22 protein-coding genes are annotated in these 20,573 nt (G+C 64.8%); 8 read left to right on the forward strand and 14 right to left on the reverse strand.

The window, feature by feature from the left end; genetic code table 11:
* Position 1: 1 nt before the first annotated feature.
* Genes XH79_RS16480 through XH79_RS16490 form a run of 3 tightly spaced genes read left to right on the forward strand, consistent with a single transcriptional unit; the run spans position 2 to position 3,931 of the window.
* Complete coding sequence (locus tag XH79_RS16480; RefSeq protein ID WP_212341031.1) at positions 2–1,111, forward strand: microcin C ABC transporter permease YejB; 1,110 nt, start codon at positions 2–4, stop codon at positions 1,109–1,111.
* On the forward strand, positions 1,111–2,289 hold the full coding sequence (locus XH79_RS16485; protein WP_212341029.1) for an ABC transporter permease: 1,179 nt from the start codon (positions 1,111–1,113) through the stop codon (positions 2,287–2,289). Before XH79_RS16480 ends, XH79_RS16485 begins: the two co-directional genes overlap by 1 nt.
* A gap of 4 nt (positions 2,290–2,293) precedes the next feature.
* Positions 2,294–3,931, forward strand: a complete 1,638-nt coding sequence (locus tag XH79_RS16490) for an ABC transporter ATP-binding protein (protein WP_271582297.1) — start codon at positions 2,294–2,296, stop codon at positions 3,929–3,931.
* Positions 3,932–4,004: 73 nt separating this feature from the next.
* On the opposite strand, the gene XH79_RS16495 is transcribed toward XH79_RS16490, so the two are convergent.
* Together XH79_RS16495 and XH79_RS16500 are read right to left on the reverse strand one after the other, a co-directional pair.
* Entirely contained in the window at positions 4,005–4,232 is a 228-nt protein-coding gene (locus tag XH79_RS16495; protein WP_212341025.1) for a hypothetical protein, read from the reverse strand.
* 35 nt (positions 4,233–4,267) lie between these two features.
* Entirely contained in the window at positions 4,268–4,549 is a 282-nt protein-coding gene (locus XH79_RS16500) for a hypothetical protein (protein ID WP_212341024.1), read from the reverse strand.
* Between the two features lie 247 nt (positions 4,550–4,796).
* On the opposite strand from XH79_RS16500, the gene XH79_RS16505 reads away from it, so the two are divergent.
* A complete protein-coding gene (locus XH79_RS16505) occupies positions 4,797–5,048 on the forward strand; it encodes a hypothetical protein (protein ID WP_271582298.1) in 252 nt (83 codons plus the stop codon).
* 24 nt (positions 5,049–5,072) lie between these two features.
* On the opposite strand, the gene XH79_RS16510 is transcribed toward XH79_RS16505, so the two are convergent.
* Positions 5,073–5,927: a C40 family peptidase gene (locus XH79_RS16510; RefSeq protein WP_271582299.1), complete on the reverse strand. Its 855-nt coding sequence runs from the start codon at positions 5,925–5,927 to the stop codon at positions 5,073–5,075.
* Positions 5,920–7,293: a leucyl aminopeptidase family protein gene (locus XH79_RS16515; protein ID WP_271582300.1), complete on the reverse strand. Its 1,374-nt coding sequence runs from the start codon at positions 7,291–7,293 to the stop codon at positions 5,920–5,922. Before XH79_RS16515 ends, XH79_RS16510 begins: the two co-directional genes overlap by 8 nt.
* 197 nt (positions 7,294–7,490) lie before the next feature.
* On the opposite strand from XH79_RS16515, the gene XH79_RS16520 reads away from it, so the two are divergent.
* The 3 genes from XH79_RS16520 (at position 7,491) to XH79_RS16530 (ending at position 10,368) form a co-directional block, all read left to right on the forward strand.
* On the forward strand, positions 7,491–7,694 hold the full coding sequence (locus XH79_RS16520; protein WP_183247077.1) for a hypothetical protein: 204 nt from the start codon (positions 7,491–7,493) through the stop codon (positions 7,692–7,694).
* Positions 7,695–7,966: 272 nt separating this feature from the next.
* Entirely contained in the window at positions 7,967–9,475 is a 1,509-nt protein-coding gene (locus XH79_RS16525) for a metallophosphoesterase family protein (RefSeq protein ID WP_271582301.1), read from the forward strand.
* 71 nt (positions 9,476–9,546) lie between these two features.
* Complete coding sequence (locus XH79_RS16530) at positions 9,547–10,368, forward strand: tetratricopeptide repeat protein (protein WP_271582302.1); 822 nt, start codon at positions 9,547–9,549, stop codon at positions 10,366–10,368.
* Between the two features lie 64 nt (positions 10,369–10,432).
* Here XH79_RS16530 and XH79_RS16535 read toward each other — a convergent pair whose 3' ends face one another.
* From XH79_RS16535 to XH79_RS16580, 10 genes are all read right to left on the reverse strand, one after another.
* Entirely contained in the window at positions 10,433–11,407 is a 975-nt protein-coding gene (locus XH79_RS16535) for a type II secretion system F family protein (protein ID WP_212341018.1), read from the reverse strand.
* A gap of 9 nt (positions 11,408–11,416) precedes the next feature.
* On the reverse strand, positions 11,417–12,394 hold the full coding sequence (locus tag XH79_RS16540; protein ID WP_271582303.1) for a type II secretion system F family protein: 978 nt from the start codon (positions 12,392–12,394) through the stop codon (positions 11,417–11,419).
* Between the two features lie 16 nt (positions 12,395–12,410).
* Positions 12,411–13,880 (reverse strand): CpaF family protein, encoded by a 1,470-nt coding sequence (locus tag XH79_RS16545; protein ID WP_271582304.1) that lies wholly within the window; start codon positions 13,878–13,880, stop codon positions 12,411–12,413.
* A gap of 21 nt (positions 13,881–13,901) precedes the next feature.
* On the reverse strand, positions 13,902–15,170 hold the full coding sequence (locus XH79_RS16550) for an AAA family ATPase (protein WP_018646592.1): 1,269 nt from the start codon (positions 15,168–15,170) through the stop codon (positions 13,902–13,904).
* Complete coding sequence (locus tag XH79_RS16555; RefSeq protein ID WP_212341012.1) at positions 15,167–15,901, reverse strand: CpaD family pilus assembly protein; 735 nt, start codon at positions 15,899–15,901, stop codon at positions 15,167–15,169. Before XH79_RS16555 ends, XH79_RS16550 begins: the two co-directional genes overlap by 4 nt.
* A 20-nt stretch (positions 15,902–15,921) precedes the next feature.
* Positions 15,922–17,391: a type II and III secretion system protein family protein gene (locus XH79_RS16560; protein WP_212341010.1), complete on the reverse strand. Its 1,470-nt coding sequence runs from the start codon at positions 17,389–17,391 to the stop codon at positions 15,922–15,924.
* Positions 17,392–17,402: 11 nt separating this feature from the next.
* The gene (gene cpaB, locus XH79_RS16565; protein ID WP_212341008.1) at positions 17,403–18,203 is read right to left on the reverse strand and encodes a Flp pilus assembly protein CpaB; all 801 of its coding nucleotides are present in this window, start codon (positions 18,201–18,203) and stop codon (positions 17,403–17,405) included.
* A 129-nt stretch (positions 18,204–18,332) separates the two neighbouring features.
* Entirely contained in the window at positions 18,333–18,857 is a 525-nt protein-coding gene (locus XH79_RS16570) for an A24 family peptidase (protein WP_271582305.1), read from the reverse strand.
* Between the two features lie 123 nt (positions 18,858–18,980).
* A complete protein-coding gene (locus XH79_RS16575) occupies positions 18,981–19,127 on the reverse strand; it encodes a hypothetical protein (RefSeq protein ID WP_167526376.1) in 147 nt (48 codons plus the stop codon).
* Positions 19,128–19,197: 70 nt separating this feature from the next.
* Entirely contained in the window at positions 19,198–19,362 is a 165-nt protein-coding gene (locus XH79_RS16580; protein WP_018646598.1) for a Flp family type IVb pilin, read from the reverse strand.
* A 268-nt stretch (positions 19,363–19,630) separates the two neighbouring features.
* On the opposite strand from XH79_RS16580, the gene XH79_RS16585 reads away from it, so the two are divergent.
* Complete coding sequence (locus tag XH79_RS16585; protein WP_212341004.1) at positions 19,631–20,458, forward strand: sterol desaturase family protein; 828 nt, start codon at positions 19,631–19,633, stop codon at positions 20,456–20,458.
* The last annotated feature ends 115 nt before the right edge of the window (positions 20,459–20,573 follow it).

Consider the following 20,573-nt stretch of genomic DNA (forward strand, 5'->3'; position numbering starts at 1 on the left):
CATGAGCGCCTATATCGCCCGCCGTCTCCTTCTGATGATCCCGACTCTGCTCGGGATTCTCTTCGTCTCCTTCGTCGTCGTGCAATTCGCGCCGGGCGGTCCGGTCGAACGTGTGATCGCGCAGCTCTCGGGCGCCGATACCGGGGGGACCTCGCGCATCTCGGGCGGCGGCGATTTCGCGCAGCGCGCGCCGGGGCAGGTCGGCGCCGGCGGCGATTCCATCAACTCCAAATATCGCGGTGCGCAGGGCCTCGACCCTGATTTCATCAAGAAGCTGGAGGCGCAGTTCGGCTTCGACAAGCCGGCACCGGAACGCTTCCTGCTGATGGTGTGGAATTTCGCCCGCTTCGATTTCGGCAAGAGCTATTTCCGCGACGTCAGCGTGCTCCAGCTCATCAAGGAGAAGCTGCCGGTCTCGATCTCGCTTGGGCTGTGGCTGACGCTCCTGACCTACCTGATCTCGATCCCGCTCGGCATCCGCAAGGCCGTGAACGACGGCGCGCGGTTCGACACCTGGACATCGTCCGTGCTCGTGCTCGGCTATGCCATTCCCGGCTTCCTGTTCGCCATCCTGCTGATCATCCTGTTTGCCGGCGGCTCGTTCTTCAACTGGTTCCCGCTGCGCGGACTGACCTCGGACGGCTGGTCGCAATTTCCGTGGTACTGGAAGATCATCGATTATTTCTGGCATCTGACGCTGCCGCTGATCGCCATGGGGTTAGGTGCGTTCACCACCATGACGTTCCTGACCAAGAACTCGTTCCTGGACGAGATTCGCAAGCAATACGTCATGACCGCCCGCGCCAAGGGCTGCAGCGAGAACCGGGTGCTCTACGGCCACGTCTTCCGCAACGCGATGTTGATCGTGATCGCCGGTTTCCCCGGGACCTTCATCCACGCCTTCTTTTCCGGCTCGCTCCTGATCGAGACCATCTTCTCGCTGGACGGGCTCGGGCTGCTCAGCTTCGAGAGTGTGCTCAACCGCGACTATCCCGTGGTGTTCGGCACGCTCTACATCTTCTCGCTGGTCGGACTCGTGATCAATCTGATCTCCGACCTGACCTATATGTGGATCGACCCCCGGATCGATTTCGAGGCACGGGAGGTCTGATGACGATCACCGCGCCGACGCCGATTGAAACCACAGCGAAGTCGCCGCTAGGCGACGCCGTCCCGATCACGCGCAAGCCGTTCGAGCCATCGCCGCTGAACAGGCGGCGGTGGCAGAACTTCAAGGCCAATCGCCGCGGCTACTGGTCGTTCTGGATATTCATCATCCTGTTCGTGGTCTCGCTGTTCGCCGAGCTGATCGCCAACGATCGGCCGTTCCTGATCAAGTTCGATGGGCGCCTCTATTGGCCGGCCTTCGTGACCTATTCGGAGACGACCTTCGGTGGCGATTTCGAGACGGCGGCGGACTATCGCGATCCGTATTTGCAGAAGCTCATCAAGGACAAAGGTGGCACCATCGTCTGGCCGCTGATCCGCTACTCCTACGACACGCACAATCTCGACCTGCCGACACCCGCGCCGTCGCCGCCGACCTGGATGCTGACCGAGAAGCAATGCCAGCCGGTGGTGGAGAAGAAGGGGCTGAAGAGCTGCCGCGACCTCGAATACAATTGGCTCGGCACTGACGATCAGGGCCGCGACGTGGTGGCGCGGCTGATCTACGGCTTCCGCATCTCCGTGCTGTTCGGCCTTTGCCTCACCATCGTCTCGTCCGTGATCGGCATCGCGGCGGGGGCGGTGCAGGGCTATTTCGGAGGGCGGGTCGATCTCATCTTCCAGCGCTTCATCGAGATCTGGACGGCGATTCCTTCGCTCTATCTTCTCCTGATCCTGTCTTCGGTGCTCGTGCCCGGCTTCTTCGTGCTGCTCGGCATTCTCCTGCTGTTCTCCTGGGTCTCGCTGGTCGGTCTCGTGCGGGCCGAATTCCTGCGCGGACGCAACTTCGAATACATTCAGGCGGCGCGGGCGCTCGGCGTCTCCAACCCGGTCATCATGTTCCGCCACCTGTTGCCGAACGCGATGGTCGCGACCATGACGTTCCTGCCGTTCATCGTCTCCTCGTCGGTGATGACGCTGACGGCGCTCGATTTCCTCGGCTTCGGCCTGCCGCCAGGATCGCCTTCGCTCGGTGAGCTCCTGTCGCAGGCCAAGGCCAATGTGCAGGCGCCCTGGCTCGGCTTCTCCGGCTTCTTCTCGGTCGCGATCATGCTGTCGCTGCTGATCTTCATCGGCGAAGCCGTGCGCGACGCCTTCGATCCGCGCAAGACGTTCAGGTAGGCCCATGGACGCGATCAACCAGCCCCTGCTCAGCGTGCGCGATCTCTCGGTGGCCTTCCACCAGGGCGGCGCCACGACGCTCGCCGTCGACAAGGTCTCGTTCCAGATCAAGCGCGGCGAGTGCGTCGCGCTGGTCGGCGAGTCCGGTTCCGGCAAGTCGGTCAGCGCGCTTTCGATCCTCAAGCTCCTGCCGTATCCGAACGCCTCGCATCCCTCGGGCAGCATCCGCTTCAAGGGGCAGGAGCTGATCGACCAGTCCGAGCAGCAGATGCGGGAGATCCGAGGCAGCGATATCTCCATCATCTTCCAGGAGCCGATGACCTCGCTCAATCCGCTGCACACGATCGAGGCGCAGATCGGCGAGATCATCCAGCTGCACAATCCCACCAGCAATGCCGAGGCGCGCAAGCGGACGCTGGAGCTGCTGACGCAGGTCGGCATTCCCGAGCCCGAAACGCGGCTGAAGAGCTATCCGCACCAGCTCTCCGGCGGCCAGCGTCAGCGCGTGATGATCGCGATGGCGCTCGCCAACGAGCCGGACCTGTTGATCGCGGACGAGCCGACCACGGCGCTCGACGTCACCGTGCAGGCGCAGATCCTGGCGCTGCTCGCCGAGATCCGTTCGCGGCTCGGCATGAGCCTGCTGTTCATCACCCACGATCTCGGCATCGTGCGCCGCATCGCCGACACTGTCTGCGTCATGAAGGGCGGCGTGATCGTCGAGCAGGGGCCGGTCGAGCAGGTTTTCAAGAGCCCGAAACATCCCTATACGCGCGACCTGCTCGCGGCCGAGCCCAAGCCAGATCCGGCGCCGCCGCAGCCGGATGCGCCGGTGGTGATGTCGGCCGATGACCTGAAAGTGTGGTTTCCGATCAAGCGCGGCCTGATGCGCAACACGGTCGGTCACATCAAGGCGGTCGATGGTGTCAGCGTCGCCGTGCGCAAGGGGGAGACCCTCGGCGTCGTCGGCGAATCCGGCTCGGGCAAGACCACGCTGGGGCTGGCGCTGCTGCGATTGATCTCCTCGAACGGCCGCATCGTGTTCCTGGGGAACGACATCCAGGGCCTGCGCTTCAAGGAGATGCGTCCCTTCCGGCGCGACATGCAGATCGTGTTCCAGGATCCGTTCGGCTCGCTCAGCCCGCGCATGTCGGTCGCCGACATCATCGCCGAAGGCCTCTCCGTGCATCAGCCGAAGCTGTCGGGCGAGGAACGCGAGGCGCGCGTCGTCAAGGCGCTCGAGGATGTCGGGCTCAATCCGGATACGCGTTTCCGCTATCCGCACGAATTCTCCGGCGGTCAGCGCCAGCGCATCAGCATCGCGCGCGCAGTGGTGCTGGAGCCGGATTTCGTGGTGCTGGACGAGCCGACCAGCGCGCTCGACATGCTGTTCCAGGCGCAAATGGTGGATTTGTTGCGCGAGCTTCAGCGCAAGCGCGAGCTCACCTACATGTTCATCTCGCACGATTTGCGCGTCGTCGCCTCGCTCGCCAGCCACCTCATCGTGATGCGCGGCGGCAAGGTGGTCGAGGAAGGCCAGGCCGCCGAGCTGTTCAAGAACCCGAAGACGGATTACACGCGCGCGCTGTTCGCGGCCGCGTTCCGGCTGGAGACGGCGGGCAACGGGGCAGTGGCGACGTAGCCCGCCATTCCAGGCGCGCGAGCAGAACTCTCAATTTTGGCCAGGTTGGCTTCACCCGGCCAGTCGCGTTGATTTACGCGGCGCGCTCCTTGTCGGACCGTTCCTCGGCTCCTGTTGCAGTTTCTTCCAGCTTCTTTTCGTAGCTGGCCTCGAGCCTCTCGATGCTGTCGGCCCACATCCTCAGCATTGAGACCTGAAAGTGCATCATCGGCTTCAGGGCATTCATGCCCATTGCTGTCGCGGCGGCGATGCGCCGTTGCGGCTCGCTCGCGAAACGGTCTGCGTTGGTGTTGTCTGCCATGCTGTTCGCTCCTTCCCTGGTATTGTTGCCCAAAGCTATCTGCCGGGCTGTGAGCTGCGTTCTTCCAGGCGCTCGGCCAAAATCTGATCTGCCGCGAGCCGCGCACATTGGTCGTCGTGCAATTCGTCCAGCTTTTTCAAGTAGGCAACTGCAGCGATCTGCAGGAGATCGAAGTCATCTTCGCCGGTGTCGCGAAGATTGGAAATGTAGCGGTGGAGGGCGGTGCGCCTGTCATCATTCTCGCTGATGCCGCTGTGGACCAGCAAGTAGCTCCGCCAAGCGAACGCACAGGCGCCTTCTCTGGCATGAGAACTCATGCGCACCTCCCAAAGCCAGAGAAAGACTGACGATGCTTTTCGTTCCGCGAATCTCTCAGATGTAACGTTGTTCCGTAGCTGCACCGCACGGTGCCGGAAGCCGGGGCGGATTGCCCTTCTGGTGCCGGGGGGCCGCGTCAGTGTTCCTGGAACGCGGGCATCTGCGCTGGAGTGTCGCAGTGGGCTCTCACAAATATATCGGTTTCCGCGATAATATTCCCGCATCAAGCCCATTGCGGAGCCGGCGATGGCTTCAAAGCTGTCTTCGGGCACTTTCGCCTTGCTGTTGCTTGGTGCGACGGTGCTTTTGATCGCAATTCGAGCGCCTGCATGGCTGTTGTTGCTGCTCGGCTCTTTTGCGCTGGCGGTGCTGTATATCGTTGCGAGAACGAGGTCGCGTTACGATCCGCTCGATCCGCGCTTCGGCAGTTGCATCCCCCCGATCTACAAGCCGAAGCCTGGCGCCGGAAATTTGTCCAGCCACGATGGTGACGTCTGATCCACGCGGCGAATTCGAGACGACCTATAGCCGCTTGATCGCCGCGACTTCGCTGCCGGCCTGCCTGATCCGCGCGATGGCAGGCTCGATCGGCTCGACCACCGTCGCCATGTGATGCGCGTTGGCGTGAACCATGGTGTGGCCGTCGCGGACGATGGCGACATGGCCCTTCCAGAAGATCAGGTCGCCGCGCAGCAAGCTGCCTCGCTCGTGCGGTTCCAGCGCGCGGCCGAGGCCCGCCAGCTGCATGTCGCTGTCGCGTGGACAGCCGATGCCCGCTGCCGTCAGCGACACCTGCACGAGACCCGAGCAATCGATGCCGAGGCTGCTCTTGCCACCCCAGAGGTAGGGCGTGCCGACGAAGCGTTCAGCGACGGCAACGAAATCCGGCTCACGATGATCGAGCGCGGCCAGATGCGTCTTCGGCACGAAGCTTCCGTCGCGCGTCACGGCGAAGCTGCCGTCGTCGCGCACCACGGCAATGCTCGATCCCAGAACGAGCGTGGCGGCCGGCGGCAGCTTGATCGAGGGACCCGGGAAGGTAAAGGTTCGCAGCGCGCTGACCTTGTGCGTCGGCGCGGCCGCCGGTTTCGTCAGCGCCACATCGGGCAGCCAGCCGACATAGCCGTCGCCATTGAGCTGGCCCCAGGCCCAGCCCTCGCCGTTGTGATCGTAGACGGTGACGCGCTCGCCGCGCAGCGCCTCTGTCATCAGCATCGCGCCTGAGGACGGCTGCTCGCGCACGGACGCGATCGGCTCGACCACCTCGAACTCTTCACCCTCGACGAAGCGGTCCGCCTCGACCTTGCCTTCGAGATATTTCGCGGCGAGGTCGCCACGTGCGGGCGTCAGTCGTGGATCGTATCCTGGATTACGCATAGCGCTCGCTCAGCAATGCGTAGATGGCGCGCGCGGCCTGGCACTCGCCGCCCTCGGGCCGCGCCGGCTTCGCCGACGGCGTCCAGCCGTAGATGTCGACATGGAGCCAGCTTCCGGCGTGCTCGACGAAGCGTTGCAGGAACAATGCGCAGGTGATCGAGCCGGCAAAGCCGCCCGATGGCGCGTTGGTGATGGTGGCGGTCTTGGAGTCCAGCCAGGCATCGTAAGGCGGCCACAGCGGCATGCGCCACAACGGATCGTTCTCCTTCACCGCGCAGCGCGCGACGTCGGCAGCCAGCGTCTCATCATTGGTGTAAAAGGGCGGTAAATCCGGCCCCAGCGCGACGCGCGCGGCACCGGTCAGCGTGCCCAGATCGATCAGCAGATCGGGCTTCTCCTCGTCGGCCAGCGCCAGCGCATCGGCGAGCACGAGCCGGCCTTCCGCATCCGTATTGCCGATCTCGACCGTGATGCCCTTGCGCGAGGTGAAGATATCGAGAGGGCGGAAGGCGTTGCCGGCGACGGCGTTCTCCACCGCCGGAATCAGCACGCGCAGCCGCACCTTCAGCTTCGCGTCCATCACCATGCGCGCCAGCGCCAGCACGTTGGCGGCGCCGCCCATGTCCTTCTTCATGATCAGCATGCCGCTCGACGGCTTGAGGTCGAGCCCGCCGGTGTCGAAGCAGACGCCCTTGCCGACCAGCGTCACCTTGGGATGAGCAGGGTCGCCCCAGCCGATGTCGATCAGCCGCGGCGCGCGGCTGGAGGCCATGCCGACGGCGTGGATCAGCGGGAAATTCGTCTTCAGATCCTCGCCGATGGTGCAGGCAAAGCTCGCGCCGAACTCGGCGGCAAGCGCTTGCGCGGCCGCGGCGAGCTCCTCCGGCCCCATGTCGTTGGACGGTGTGTTGATGAGGTCGCGTGCCAGCATCGCGGCATTCGCGATGCGATCGATCTCGGCGGCGTCGACGCCGTCGGGCGGCGCCAGGCGGACCTCGGGCCTGTCGGCCTTGCGGTAGCGGGAAAAGCGGTAGCACCCCAGTGCAAAAGCGAGCGCCGCCAGCCGCGCATCGTGCGGCGCATTGGCGAAGCGATAGGTCCCCGGCGGCAACAGGCCCGGCAGGGCGCCCGGCCGGAACAGGTCGCGCGATCTGGCCCCTGCGTCCTCGAGGCCGAACAGCACCTGCGCGATCGTACCGTCCGGCGCGGGCAGCGCGAGATAACCGCCGGGCTTGGCGGAATAGGCGCTGGCGGCCGCGAACAGCCGTTGCGCCGGCGGCAGGCTGTCGCGCACGGCATCCCAGCTCGACTTGGTGACGAAGGTGATGGGGATGGCGGTCGAGGACGTCTCGAAGACAGAGGGCATTGGCGGGTCCGGATCGTCAGGTCATGCGAACTCCAGAAGACTTCGCAAAGTTTTGCCGCGGCCGCAATCGGCTTTGCTGTCACCTGTCAGTGGGCCGCTACTCGCAGCAAGGTGGTCATGCTAGGTTCCGGCAATGGCCGCCAGGTGTACGAAAGATCGCCGGCGGCCGGAGGCGAGGCCTGCCGGGAGGAAATGCAATGGAATTTGTGTGGAGCGTGGTCACATTCATCGGCCAGGCCGTCGAGGCGATCTTTGGCTATGTCGAACATCATCATTGGATCTTCGCCTTCCTTGCCGGCGGCTACGTCTTCTATCTTCACGACCGCTCCGTCCACGCGCGATTCGATGCGCTCGACAAGCGCGTCGACGAAATCCGCAAGCGGCTTGCCATCGAATATTGATCGGACGAAACGAAACCGCGGTGCGGCAGCTCCCGTATCCACGTTGAGAATTGCCGTTCACGAGAGCGCGGTCGCAGGGCTTTACTAGCGCTGCGGTTGTGGCATGATTGGCCAACATTTTAGATTGTGCCGTGCATTTCTGCGCGCGTTGAGCGCAGGAATGTGATTGCCCGGGTGATCCGTGCTCGGGCTGAGACCGGCATCAAGCTAGTCGTCGACGTTATTTCTCTCATCGTTTTGAGCGGCGCAGCATTCGCAATGAGCGGCGCAAAATGGATAGATCGTTCGTTATCGCGCAGATATCCGACCTGCATCTGGACGGGTCAGGCCGGTTGCTTCCGACGGTCGAGGCGCTCGGCGCTGCTCTGCGCGAGAGGATGGCGGACTTCACCGACGTTCCCGATCGCATCCTGCTGATCACCGGCGATCTCGTCGACGACCCGACGCCGCGCGCGCTCGACGAAGCGCTCGCGGTGATCGCGTCCTTCCGGCAGACCGGGCTATTCACCGACATCCAGGCGGTTGCCGGCAATCACGACGTCAAGCGGGCGAGCCTGCGTGCGGGCCGTCACGACGTCTATGACTACCTGCATCTGCCGCGGACCTCGAAGAGCGTCTACTACCGCCAGGCCGGCCTCGATCTGGTGCTGCTGGATTCCAACCGCGCAAGCCTCATGACGCTGGCGAGCGGCAATATCGACCAGGGCTCCTACAGCGCCATGGTCGCCGGTTCCGCCCGGCTGAGTGTCGAGCTCGCAGGCAGTCTTGGATCGGCGGGACGCGCCGATCATTCCGAGCCGGCGGAAAACCTCGTGCGGGTGCTGGCGCTGCACCATCATCCGCTTCCGCAGGCGACCGGCGAAGCAAAGCGGTTTCTCGGCGTGCCGGATGAGCCGCTGATGTATCTCGCCGCGCCCGCCACCTTCCTCGAAGCGGCGACCTCGCTCAACATCGACCTGGTTCTGCACGGTCACCGGCATGTCGAGGGACTGACCCGCTATTCGATTCCCGATCCGCGCGCGACGCGGAGCACGGGCAGTGAAGCGTTCTGGCGCACCATCTACGTGCTGTCCTGTCCATCCTCGACCGGGCAGGGCGGCGACGATGCCGGATTCAACATCATCCATTTTGGGCCGATGTCCGATGACGGCAGTTCCGAATATGGATTTGCAATCGCGCGCCATTCGCGGCCGCGCAATGCTGGCGGCTTCCGTCTGCTCGACTCGAACTTGCCGAACGGCGTGATCCGCCTGTCGGCAGGGCGGGATTATTCCCGCGATCCGGCCGTCCAGACGGCGATCGAGATCGCTTCAATCGCGACATTGAGGCGGGATCAGGTGGCGGTGCTGGCGCGCCGGCTCCTGATGCGCCGTGCCTTCTACGCCGACGGCGAGCCGGGTTCGGCGAATGCGCTCCACACCTATCTCGTCACCTCTCGGGCCTGGGCCGATCTCGAACGCAAGTTCTCGAGGTCGGCGCCCAGGCATGATGCCGACGCGATTGCCGCGGTGGCGCTGCTGCTGCGCCGGTTGGTCGAGCAATCCGCCGGCGTGCTTGCCATGGATCAGCTTCAGCTCGATGAACTCTTGGCGCGGCGTCTGGTCAGCCCTGAGGATCTCCGGCGCCAATGGCCGGGACTGCCGCACACGGGGACCGACGGAGAGGCACGGGTGCTGCAATTGCTGCGGGACCTGAACGAGCACATGAAGGTGCTCGGCCTCGATCTGGGGCTCGGCGGCGCGGCGCCGCCGCAGACACCGCCGTGGGGGCGCCGGTGTTAACCGGCTATTAGGGTTAACAGTCTATTGCTGGCGCGTTCGGCTCGATCCATCCGCTCGAGAGTCAAAGCGTCATGCGTCAACGGTTCAGTCCTGCCCGGCTTCTTGCGTCTGCCTCGCTCGTCGCGATGGTGGCGATCAGCCTCGGCGGCTGCACGGCAATGTCAAAGCTCTCCGACGTCACCGGCTCGATCGGGTCGGCCGGGTCGCGTGCGGAAGCAGCTCCCAGCGATCCCGCGCGCGCCGTCGAGGTCTATGGCGAGCGCTACCGTGCCAATCCCAAGGACGCCGAAGCCGCGCTCGGCTATGGCCAGGCCCTGCGCGCCAACGGCCAGCGCGCCCAGGCCGCCGCCGTGCTCGAGCAGGCGACCATCGCCAATCCCGGCAACAAGGCGCTGCTCGCCCAGTATGGCCGGGCGCTCGCCGACAACGGCAACTTCCAGCAGGCCTTCGACGTGCTGTCGAAGGCGCATTCGCCCGACAATCCGGACTGGCGCCTGCTCTCGGTGCAGGGCACGGTGCTCGATCAGATGGGACGTCACGAGGAGGCGCGCTCCTATTACGCGAGCTCGCTGAAGATCGCACCGGGCGATCCCGGCGTGCTTTCCAATCTCGGCCTGTCCTACATGCTGTCGAAGGACCTGCCGAAGGCCGAGGAGGCACTGCGGCAGGCCTATGCCTCGCCGCGCGCCAGTAGCCGGGTGCGGCAGAATCTCGGCCTGGTCGTCGGTCTCCAGGGCCGCTTCGCCGAGGCCGAGACCATCGTGAAGGCGGACCTGCCGCCGGACCAGGCCGCGGCCAATGTCGCCTATCTCAAGGACATGCTGAACCGCAGCGAGGGCCCGCGCGGCGCGCCGAAGCGGACGCCGGTCGCCTCGCTCAGCCAGTCAGACTGATCCGCCCCCAGATCGCTTCGTTTCGACTTCACTGATGCGGACCGCGCGCGGTCCGCCTTTCGCGTCACTGGAGCTCGGAGATCTTGATGCCGGTCGGCCCGAGAATGACGACGAACAGCACCGGCAGGAAGAACAGGATCATCGGCACCGTCAGCTTCGGCGGCAGCGCGGCAGCCTTCTTCTCGGCCTCGTTCATGCGCATGTCGCGGTTTTCCTGCGCCATCACGCGCAGCGAGTGCCCGAGCGGAGTGCCGTAGCGTTCCGCCTGCTGAAGCGCGAGACACACCGATTTGACGCCCTCGAGCCCGGTGCGCCGCGCCAGGTTCTCGTAGGCCACCTTGCGGTCCTGCAAATAGGACAACTCGGCGGTGGTCAGCGCGAACTCTTCCGACAGCGCGATCGACTGGCCCACGATCTCGGTGGCGACCTTCCGGAACGCCATTTCGACCGACATGCCGGATTCGATGCAGATCAGCAGCAGGTCGAGCGCGTCGGGAAAGGCGCGCCTGATCGAGAGCTGGCGCTTGGAGATCGCGTTCTTGAGGAACAGCATCGGGGCCTGGAGGCCGGCATAGGCGGCGCCGATGCAGATACCGATCTTGACCGGCAGCGGCTTGTCCATGTGCGCGATCAGGAACACGTACAGGATCGAGCCCATGAACAGCACGAGCGGAGCGACCATGCGCGCAAACAGGAAGGTGATGTAGGGCGCCTGGCCGCGGTAGCCGGCCATGATGAGCTTGTCGCGGGCGGCTTCCTGCGCGAGCCATTTGGTAAGGTTGAAGTCCTCGACGACCTTGGAGACGATCTGCTTCGGCGTCTGGCGCAGCGAGACCTTTTCATTCTTGTTGAGGCGGTCGCGCTCGCGCTGCCGGATGCGTTCGCGTTCGCTTGCCACCGCCTTCATGCGCTTGGAGAGGCCTTCGCCGGCGAACAGCGGCATCACCAGCGTATAGACGGTGGCGCTGGCGGCGATGGCCGCCAGCAGCATGGTCATGAAGCGGACGTCATGAAGTTTCGAGACGAGAAATTCGACCATACGCCACCGTCAGAAATCGAAATTGATCATCTTCTTCATCACCATGATGCCGATCGACATCCAGATGACGCAGCCGACCAGCATGAGCTGGCCGGTAGGATGGGTCCACAGCAGCGAGATGTAGTGCGGCGTCGTGAGATAAACGAGGAACATCACGATCGGCGGCAGCGAGCCGATGATGCCGGCCGAGGCCTTGGCTTCCATCGACATCGCCTGGATCTTTTCCTTCATCTTCTTGCGGTCACGCAGCACCTTGGAGAGGTTGCCGAGCGCTTCGGAGAGATTGCCGCCCGACTTCTGCTGGATCGAGATGACGATCCCGAAGAAATTGGCTTCCGGCAGTGGCATCCGATCGTAGAGGCGCGAGCAGGCTTCGCCGAGCGGCATGCCGATCGCCTGCGTCTCGATGATCGCCAGGAACTCGCTGCGCAGCGGCTCGGGCGCGTCCGCAGCGACGACCTTGATCGATTCGAACAGCGGCAGGCCCGCCTTGATGCCGCGGACGATCACGTCGACGGCGTCGGGCAGCGCCTTCAGGAATTTGGCTTCGCGACGCTTCTTCAGGAAGCCGAGTGCCCAGCGCGGCAGGCCGAAGCCGCCGGCAAAGGCAAGGCCGGCGGCGCCGAGCAGGCCGCCGCCGACGAACATGGCGGCCGCGAACAGCACGCCCGCCACGACGGCGGACACGATCCAGAATTTCTGCGGTGTCCAGTCCAGCCCTGCCTGCGACAGGCGGACGCTGAGCGGAACGCTCTTCTCCTGCTGACGCCGTGCCTCGAGATCCTTCAGCGAGCTCTCGACCTGCTCGCGGCGCGTGCGCTGGCTCTTTTCGGTCTGCTTGGCCGCCGGCGCGTCGGCGCGCGCGATCGAGGCGCGGCGGTTTTCCGCCTGCCGTTCTCCTGACAGCAACGGATAGAGGAAGACCCAGGCGATGCCGCCGACGGCGGCGGTGGCGAGGAAGGCGAGGGCGAGGATTTGCATGTTCATGGTGTCGCTGACCCGCTCATTTCGTCGGCGCCGCTTCCGCAGCGTCCAGCGCGGCGGCAAGGCGTTTCTCGTCGCCGTAATAGCGGGCGCGTTCCCAGAACTTCGGACGGCCGATGCCGGTCGAGCGGTGCCGGCCGATGATCTTGCCGTTGGCGTCCTCGCCGATCAGGTCGTAGACGAAGATGTCCTGGGTGATGATGGTGTCGCCTTCCATGCCCATCACCTCGGTGATGTGGGTGATGCGGCGCGAACCGTCGCGCAGGCGCGCCGCCTGGACGATGACGTCGATCGAGGCGCAGATCATCTCGCGAATTGTTCGCGACGGAAGGGAAAAGCCGCCCATCGTGATCATGGATTCGCAGCGCGAGAGCGCCTCGCGCGGATTGTTGGCGTGCAGCGTGCCCATCGAGCCGTCATGGCCGGTGTTCATGGCCTGCAGCAGATCGAACGCCTCGGGTCCGCGGACTTCGCCGACGATGATCCGTTCAGGGCGCATACGCAGGCAGTTGCGCACCAGCTCGCGCATGGTCACCTGGCCCTCGCCCTCGATGTTGGGCGGGCGGGTCTCGAGTCGCACCACATGGGGCTGCTGGAGCTGAAGCTCGGCGGCGTCTTCGCAGGTGATGACGCGCTCGTCGTGTTCGATGTAGTTGGTGAGGCAGTTGAGCAGCGTGGTCTTGCCCGAGCCGGTACCGCCGGAGATCAGCACGTTGCAGCGGACGCGGCCGATGATCTGGAGGATCTCGGCGCCCTCCGGCGAGATCGCGCCGAACTTGACGAGCTGATCCAGCGTCAGCTTGTCCTTCTTGAACTTGCGGATGGTGAGCGTGGGCCCGTCGATCGACAGCGGCTGCACGATAGCATTGACGCGGGAGCCGTCGGCGAGGCGTGCGTCGCAGATCGGCGATGATTCGTCGACGCGCCGGCCGACCTGGCTGACGATGCGCTGACAGATGTTGAGGAGCTGCTGGTTGTCGCGGAAGCGGATGCCGGTACGCTGGATCTTGCCGGCGACCTCGATGTAGACGGTGTTGGCGCCGTTGACCATGATGTCCGCGATGTCGTCGCGCGACAGCAGCGGCTCCAGCGGACCGTAGCCGAGCACGTCGTTGCAGATGTCGTCGAGCAGTTCCTCCTGCTCGGCGATCGACATCACGATATTCTTGATCGCGATGATCTCGTTGACGATGTCGCGGATTTCCTCGCGGGCGGATTCCGAATCGAGCTTGGCCAGCTGGGCGAGGTCGATGGCCTCGATCAGCGCGCCGAAGATGGTCGCCTTGACCTCGTAATAATTGTCCGAGCGCCGGTTCTCCATGGGAGGCGGCGGCGGGGCTTTGATCGGGGCGAGTGGTGGCGAGGCGACGGCCGGCGGGGGCGGCGCGCGCGACATCGTCGGCGCCGGAGCCGGGGCAGGCTCTGGCGACACGGCGCCGGGCTTGGGGGCCCGAAGGTCGGTGTCTGTTCCGCTACGCTTACCGAACACTTAACGACTCCATGCGGCGGCTTATTTTCCCCGCAACTTCTCAATCAGGGGTGAAAGCAAGGACGACTTTTGTTTCTTCGTCTCGCTGCGACCGGTCAGGCGCTGGGCGATCTGGAGAAACATTTCGATCGACTTGTGGTTGGCGGAGATCTCCGCGATCATCTGGCCGTTGTTGGCTGCCGAACCGAAAATCTGCGGCTCGAACGGGATCGAGACGACCGGCTGGCTCTCGATCGCCTTGGCGAACTCGGTGGCGGCGATTTCGGGCCGCTTGGGGACGCCGACCTGGTTCAGGCAGTAGAGCGGCGGCCGGTCGTTCGGGCGCGAGGCCTTCAGCAGATCGAACAGGTTCTTGGTGTTGCGCAGATTGGCGAGGTCCGGCGCCGCCACGATCAGGATGTCGTCCGCGCCGATCAGGGCGCGCTTGGTCCAGCCCGACCATTGGTGCGGGATATCGAGCACGATGCACGGCATGGTGGAGCGCAGCGTGTCGAACACGGCATCGAAGGCGTCGGTGCCGAAATCATAGACCCGGTCGAGCGTGGCGGGCGCCGCCAGCAGGCTGAGGTGGTCCGTGCATTTCGACAGCAGACGGTCGATGAAGGCGGTATCGACGCGATCGGGCGAGAACACGGCGTCGGCGATGCCCTGTGGCGGGTCCTGATTGTAGTCGAGCCCGGCGGTGCCGAAGGCGAGGTCGAGATCGGCGACCACCGCGTCCATCGCGAGATCGCGCGCGATCGCCCAGGCGACGTTGTGGGAGATGGTGGATGCGCCGACGCCGCCCTTGGCGCCGACCACCGCGATGATGCGGCCGACCGCCTTGGCTTCCGGTGCGGAGAACAGGTTGCAGATCGAGCGCACGACGTCGATGGGGCCGACCGGCGCGAGCACGTAGTCGCTGACGCCGCGACGCACCAGCTCGCGATAGAGCGTGACGTCGTTGATGCGGCCGATCACCACCACGCGGGTGCCGGCGTCGCAGACCGTGGCGAGCTGGTCGAGCCCGCCCAGCAGGTCGTTGCGGCCGTCGCTCTCGAGCACGATCACGTTCGGCGTGGGCGCCGAGCGGTAGGCTTCGATCGCGGCCGCCATGCCGCCCATCTGGATCTTCAGGTGGGCCTTGCCGAGGCGGCGATCCTCGCCGGCCGACTGCACCGCGGCAGCGGTCTCCACGGTCTCGCAGAAAGCCTGGACCGAAACGCGCGGCGCCGGCGCAATATGCTCCTCGACCGGTGGGAGCGATGCTTCCGGCTGCTCTTCTTGGGACTGGCGAGCGTAGCTGATCATTTGCCGGTGTCGCTGAGTTTGGCCTTTTCGGCTTCAGGATAGATGACGGCCGTCGGAGTTCCCTTGCGATACTTCTCGAACGCGGCGGTGCGCCGCGTCGTGTAGGACGGCGATTCCGAACGCGGCTGCTCGAGGTCCGCCGGGTTGTCGACCATGGCGGCCATGTTGCGCTGATAGGCGCAGCCGAAATTGTAATAGTCCTTGTTCTCGAACCAGCTCTTGTTCTTCATCGAGGGGCCGATGTCCTCCGGCCACAGTCCGCAGGGACCCGCGACCGCGGCGATCTTGGAATAGGTCAGCCGGATCGGCGGCAGGAAGCGCTTGTCTGTCGGCTGGTAGGGGCGGGTGATGATGCCGCGCGGGGGAACGCCCGCGGCTGCCAGCATGGCCTGGATCTCACGCATCGACTCGGATGCCGGGCGCGCATTCGGCGTGCCGGACGGCACGTCGATATGGATGGCGCCGGTGCCTTCGTGCAGCCAGGCCGATGCCAGGCCCATCACGTCGGCGCGCTGGCCGGCGGTGAGCCCACCGCGCGCGTGGCCGACGAAGACGACGATCGAGCGGTTCTGCTCCTCGACCGCGATCGGGTGACGCTGCTTGTAGTCGTCGGGAATGGAGGCGGTCGCCACCTCGTCGTGCTGGCAGCCGCCGAGCGCAAGCGCGATGCCGACGAGCGCGCCGCCGAAGCCGATGGCGCGTTTGCGAAGCTGGGGTGGTCTTGTGATCATCTTGAAGTCCCCGTTCCGCCTCAGTCGGTGATGAAGCCGTAGGTGCCACGGTAGTTCCGGGCCGGTTCGGTCCGGCCGGGCACGCCATAGATGCGGTTGATGTTGCCGATCAGCTCGGCCTGCGGGTCGGCAGGCGCGGCGAAGCCGTCATCCGGCCGCGACAGATCCTTCGGCGCTGTTGCGCGAACGACATAAGGCGTCACGATCACGACCAGCTCGGTCGCGTTGTTGACGAAGTCGCGGCTGCGAAACAGCGTGCCGAGCACTGGAAGCTGCATCAGGCCCGGCAATCCGCTCACCGCCTGCTTGGTCTGCTGCTGGATCAGGCCGGCCATCGCCATCGCGCCGCCGGAGGGAATTTCCAGCGAGGTCTCGGCGCGGCGGGTCCGGATCGAGGGCACCGTCAGCGAGTTCACCGACGTCGAGGTGACGGCCTGCGACAGCGTGATCGAATTCTCGTTCGAGAGCTCCGAGACCTCGGTCATCACGCGCAGGCTGATCTTGCCCTCGGTCAGGACGACAGGGGTGAAGTTGAGCGAGATGCCGAACTTCTTGAAGCTGATCTGGGTGGTACAGACATGCGTCGTGGGATCGCACGCATAGCCTGCCGGCACCGGGAATTCACCGCCGGCGATGAAGGTCGCCGACTCCCCGGAGATCGCGGTCAGGTTCGGCTCCGCCAGCGTCCGGATCACGCCCGCGGTCTCCATCGCGCGTAGCGTCGCCTGCACCGATGTGCCGAACTTCGTGGTCAGATTGTTGCCGTCCACGAGATTGCGGCCCAGGGCCGTGAACGGGTTCGAGTTGGTGAAGCTCACCACCGAGGTGCCGTAGTTCAGGTTCGCGGAGAGGTCGATGCCGAGCTGCTTGACGATGTTGCGCTGGACCTCGGCCACCGTCACCTTCAGCATGACCTGGTCGCGGCCGCGGACCACGATCGAGTTCACCACCTTGTCGGCGCCGCCGGCGAGGCGCGCGGCGAGTTCGTTGGCCTGCTGCGCCTCCATCGGACTCGCCACGCTGCCGGTCAGCACGACACCCTCGCCGAGCCCGTCGATCTGGATGTCGGAATTCGGCAGGACCTGCTTCAATGCGGCGCGCACGCCGTTGAGGTCGCGCTTGACCGCGATGTCGTAGGCCGCAATCTGCTGGCCGGCGGAATCGAAGAATACGATGTTGGTCTGGCCGACCGAGGCGCCGATGATGTAGGCGCGCTGCGCCGAGCGGACCACCGCGTTGGCAATCTTGGGGTCGGCGACCAGCACGTCCTTGATGTCGCGCGGCAGGTCGATCACGATCGACTTGCCGACGCCGAGCGAAAGGAAGCGCGCGTTCATCTGGCCGTCGGCGGCGGCCGGCGCCACGGGGCGGTAGTCGGCGGCGACCACGGGGGTCAACGCCGGGTTGAGCACCAGCGCGAGGGCGGCCGAAAACGACAGGGCGCGAACCAGTGAGGTTCGCATCGTCGTCAAATCTGCCCTGCATTTCATATCGACTGCCCTCATCGTGCCTTTGCCGTCGTGCTCGGGATGCCGTAGCGAATGATCGAAACGCCATCGCGCTTCTGCGCGGAATCATCGAGCGTGATCTCGCTCATCTTGACGTCGACGATGCTGCGCAGCGCCAGCGACAGCGTGCCGCTCTGGCGGGCGGCGGACAGCGTCGCCGTCTGTGCGGGATTGAGCTCGAGGGTGACGGTCTTGCCGACCACCGCGTTCTGGCCGTCCTTCTCCTTCGGCGCCTGGTCGATGGCCAGGACGCGAATGTTGGCCAGGATAATCTCGGACGTGATGAGATCGGGAGCGCCGCTGCTCTGATCCGGGTTCTTGAGGCGGCGGGTCAGGAGCACGTCGACGCGATCGTTGGGCAGGATGAAGCCGCCTGCGCCGGTCTCGGGCGAGATCTCGGTCGAGATCGCGCGCATGCCGGTGGGCAGGATTGCTGCCATGAAGCCGGAGCCCTCCGGCTTGACCAGCTTCTGGTCTCGGATCGGCTCACCCTGGATGAAGGGGGCGCGTGCGATGGAGCCCGTCACCTGGGTCGCGCCCTCCGGGCGCTCGTTGCGGCGGATGAAGGTGGCGCTGGCGGTCGCGGCCGGCCAGGTCTGCCATTGCACGTCTTCGGGCTTGACGGTCTGGCCGAGACCGATGTCGTTCTTGGCCACCAGCACGTCGACGGTCGGAAGCTGCGCGACCGGAGCCGCTGGAGGCGGCGCAGAATTGTCCGAGCCGCTCGCCAGGTACGCGGCGACGCCGCCGGCGCAGATGGCGACCGTCAGGACGACAATGCGTGCCCTATTCATACGCTTCACTTTCCAACAAGAACGCCGCGACGCTGCCGCCGCCGTAATCGGCAGTTGACCAGCTATTCGTCAAAGCATGGTTAATGAGGCGTATCTAAATCGCCTTAACGCCGGGTTTACCCGAAGCGTTCAGCGCAGTGCGAAATGGGCGAGGTCGATCGCCTTCACCCACTCGGTCTCCGGGTAGACCATCAGCGCGCTCAGCGCGAGCGCGATGCCGTAGGGGATGCCGCTCTCCTTGGCGTGCAGTCGTGCAAGCCAGGCCTGGCCCGCGAGGCCATAGGGCAGCGGCCATTGCCGGAACTGGAGCAGGAGCAGCGTCAGCGCTCCGCCGAACAGCGAGGCGTAGAGCAGGAAGTTCATCAGGTGCGCGAAGCCGAACCAGAGCGCGACGGAGGCCGCCACCTTGGCGTCGCCGCCGCCGACCCAACCCATCGCGAAGCACGTGAAGGCCACGACCAGCAGAAGCGCGCCGGCGCCGACATGTGTGAGCATCTCGTAAGGTGCCATGCCACCGGCAAGGGCCAGCACGAAGAAGCCTGCGACCAGCGCCAGCGACACCCGGTTCGAGATGGTCATCGTGAAGAGATCGCTCGCGGCCGCGAACGCCATCAGGGCCGGGAAGAGCATGAGGCGCGCAAGGTCGAGGATCATGGGCTGCGTCTTGAGGCCTGGGTTTGTCGCGGGATCTGGCGTCGCGCGATGCTAGCCGGCAGTGCTAAACAAACCGACAACGGCGGCAGCGGTCTGGACCGGCAATAGCCCGCCGGAGCAAGCTCACCAGAGGCTGGCAATGCGTGCGGCGAGTGCGACCGTTGCCAGCAGCAGCGCAAGGCATACCCAATAGGCCGGCGAGCCGGTCGGCGCCGCCTGCGCCTCGCTCGCCGCAACCGCGGCATCGGTTCTGTACTTTCGCAACGCCACTGGAACTCGCCGTACTCAGAAAAACAAAGGCCCCGGAGGTCCGGGGCTTTTGCCGTCGTTGGTCGGTCGCTTACTTCAGCGAGCTGCTGATCGAGCCGAACTTGGTGTTCAGCGTGCTGCCGAGATTGTTGACGACGGTGATGATGGCCAGCGCGATGCCGGCGGCGATCAGGCCGTATTCGATGGCGGTGGCGCCGGATTCATCCTTCGCGAAACGCGCAATCAAGTTCTTCATGAACAAACTCCATCTTGGGTGTGATCGCCTCGTTCGGCGCTGTCGTTGACGTGATGACCATGAGAGCCGAGCTCTTTCGGTAGAGTTAATTCGATTGTGTAAACCCAATTCCTGCGCGCTGCTTTTGCCCAGAGTGAATTTCACCTTAAGGCACCTATCGAAATTCGCTCCGGTTCCGGACGCACTGCAACTGCGCTGCCGGCTTCACCCTCCCTTAAATTTCGCGGAGTAGGCGTAAGCAGACCAGCAATTCGGAAGAGAGGCGACGATGTCGAGCCTGCCCATGCAAGTCGCCCTGATGCTCGGCGATACCATCGCGAAGGTGGTCCCCGTCACTTTCGTGCTCGCGCTGGTCTTCACGGTGCTCGAGCATTTCTGGGCCTGCAATCCCGGCGTGCCGTGGTGGCGCAAGCGGGAGATCGTCACCGACATCTGCTACTGGTTCTTCGTGCCGGTGTTTGCCCGCACCATGCGGATCGGGCTCTTGATCGTCGGGGCAGGCGTCTTCTTCAACATCCACGACGCCGACGATCTCATCGCCTTCTACGACAACGGCCACGGCCCGCTGGCGCAATTGCCGCTCTGGGTGCAGGCCGCGCTGTTCCTGGTGCTGTCGGACTTCATGCTGTACTGGCTGCACCGGCTCTTCCATGGCGGCGAGTTCTGGAAGTACCACGCGATCCATCACTCCTCGGAAGAGATCAGCTGGATTTCGGCGGCCCGCTTCCATCCCGTCAATCTCGTGCTCGGCACCATCGGCGTCGACGTCGTGCTGTTGATGGCCGGCATCTCCCCGAACGTCATGATCTGGGTCTCCCCGTTCACGACCTTCCATTCGGCCTTTGTGCACGCCAACCTGAACTGGACCTTCGGGCCGTTCAAATATGTCTTGGCGACGCCGGTATTCCACCGCTGGCACCACACTCCGCTCGAGGACGGCGGCGACACCAATTTCGCCGGGACGTTCCCGATCTGGGACGTGCTGTTCGGCACCTTCCGCATGCCGGAGGGGAAGCTGCCGCAGGACTACGGCAAGGACGAAGCGACCATGCCGAAGGAGATCGGAGGGCAGCTTGCCTATCCGTTCCGCCGCTAGGGCGTGCCAGAGCGCTAAATCGTCAGTCCGTTCAAACAATAGAAGGCGAATTTGCGGAACGTTCACGAATTGAGGGCAGGTTAGCGGGGTCGGGCACCGGCTCCGCTGTTATGTG

The sequence above is a fragment of the Bradyrhizobium sp. CCBAU 45389 genome (assembly GCF_028128625.1).
GTDB lineage: Bacteria > Pseudomonadota > Alphaproteobacteria > Rhizobiales > Xanthobacteraceae > Bradyrhizobium > Bradyrhizobium liaoningense_B.

What these genes read in the sequence shown, in the direction of transcription:
- XH79_RS16495 (WP_212341025.1), bottom strand. Translation starts at nt 4,232, where the DNA reads ATGGCAGACAACACCAACGCAGACCGTTTCGCGAGCGAGCCGCAACGG.
- XH79_RS16540 (WP_271582303.1), bottom strand. Translation starts at nt 12,394, where the DNA reads ATGAACATGCAAATCCTCGCCCTCGCCTTCCTCGCCACCGCCGCCGTC.
- XH79_RS16550 (WP_018646592.1), bottom strand. Translation starts at nt 15,170, where the DNA reads ATGATCAGCTACGCTCGCCAGTCCCAAGAAGAGCAGCCGGAAGCATCG.
- XH79_RS16580 (WP_018646598.1), bottom strand. Translation starts at nt 19,362, where the DNA reads ATGAAGAACTTGATTGCGCGTTTCGCGAAGGATGAATCCGGCGCCACC.
- XH79_RS16500 (WP_212341024.1), bottom strand. Translation starts at nt 4,549, where the DNA reads ATGAGTTCTCATGCCAGAGAAGGCGCCTGTGCGTTCGCTTGGCGGAGC.
- XH79_RS16560 (WP_212341010.1), bottom strand. Translation starts at nt 17,391, where the DNA reads ATGAAATGCAGGGCAGATTTGACGACGATGCGAACCTCACTGGTTCGC.
- cpaB (WP_212341008.1), bottom strand. Translation starts at nt 18,203, where the DNA reads ATGAATAGGGCACGCATTGTCGTCCTGACGGTCGCCATCTGCGCCGGC.
- XH79_RS16535 (WP_212341018.1), bottom strand. Translation starts at nt 11,407, where the DNA reads ATGGTCGAATTTCTCGTCTCGAAACTTCATGACGTCCGCTTCATGACC.
- XH79_RS16520 (WP_183247077.1), top strand. Translation starts at nt 7,491, where the DNA reads ATGGAATTTGTGTGGAGCGTGGTCACATTCATCGGCCAGGCCGTCGAG.
- XH79_RS16555 (WP_212341012.1), bottom strand. Translation starts at nt 15,901, where the DNA reads ATGATCACAAGACCACCCCAGCTTCGCAAACGCGCCATCGGCTTCGGC.
- XH79_RS16530 (WP_271582302.1), top strand. Translation starts at nt 9,547, where the DNA reads ATGCGTCAACGGTTCAGTCCTGCCCGGCTTCTTGCGTCTGCCTCGCTC.
- XH79_RS16490 (WP_271582297.1), top strand. Translation starts at nt 2,294, where the DNA reads ATGGACGCGATCAACCAGCCCCTGCTCAGCGTGCGCGATCTCTCGGTG.
- XH79_RS16505 (WP_271582298.1), top strand. Translation starts at nt 4,797, where the DNA reads ATGGCTTCAAAGCTGTCTTCGGGCACTTTCGCCTTGCTGTTGCTTGGT.
- XH79_RS16525 (WP_271582301.1), top strand. Translation starts at nt 7,967, where the DNA reads ATGGATAGATCGTTCGTTATCGCGCAGATATCCGACCTGCATCTGGAC.
- XH79_RS16570 (WP_271582305.1), bottom strand. Translation starts at nt 18,857, where the DNA reads ATGATCCTCGACCTTGCGCGCCTCATGCTCTTCCCGGCCCTGATGGCG.
- XH79_RS16585 (WP_212341004.1), top strand. Translation starts at nt 19,631, where the DNA reads ATGTCGAGCCTGCCCATGCAAGTCGCCCTGATGCTCGGCGATACCATC.
- XH79_RS16515 (WP_271582300.1), bottom strand. Translation starts at nt 7,293, where the DNA reads ATGCCCTCTGTCTTCGAGACGTCCTCGACCGCCATCCCCATCACCTTC.
- XH79_RS16510 (WP_271582299.1), bottom strand. Translation starts at nt 5,927, where the DNA reads ATGCGTAATCCAGGATACGATCCACGACTGACGCCCGCACGTGGCGAC.
- XH79_RS16480 (WP_212341031.1), top strand. Translation starts at nt 2, where the DNA reads ATGAGCGCCTATATCGCCCGCCGTCTCCTTCTGATGATCCCGACTCTG.
- XH79_RS16485 (WP_212341029.1), top strand. Translation starts at nt 1,111, where the DNA reads ATGACGATCACCGCGCCGACGCCGATTGAAACCACAGCGAAGTCGCCG.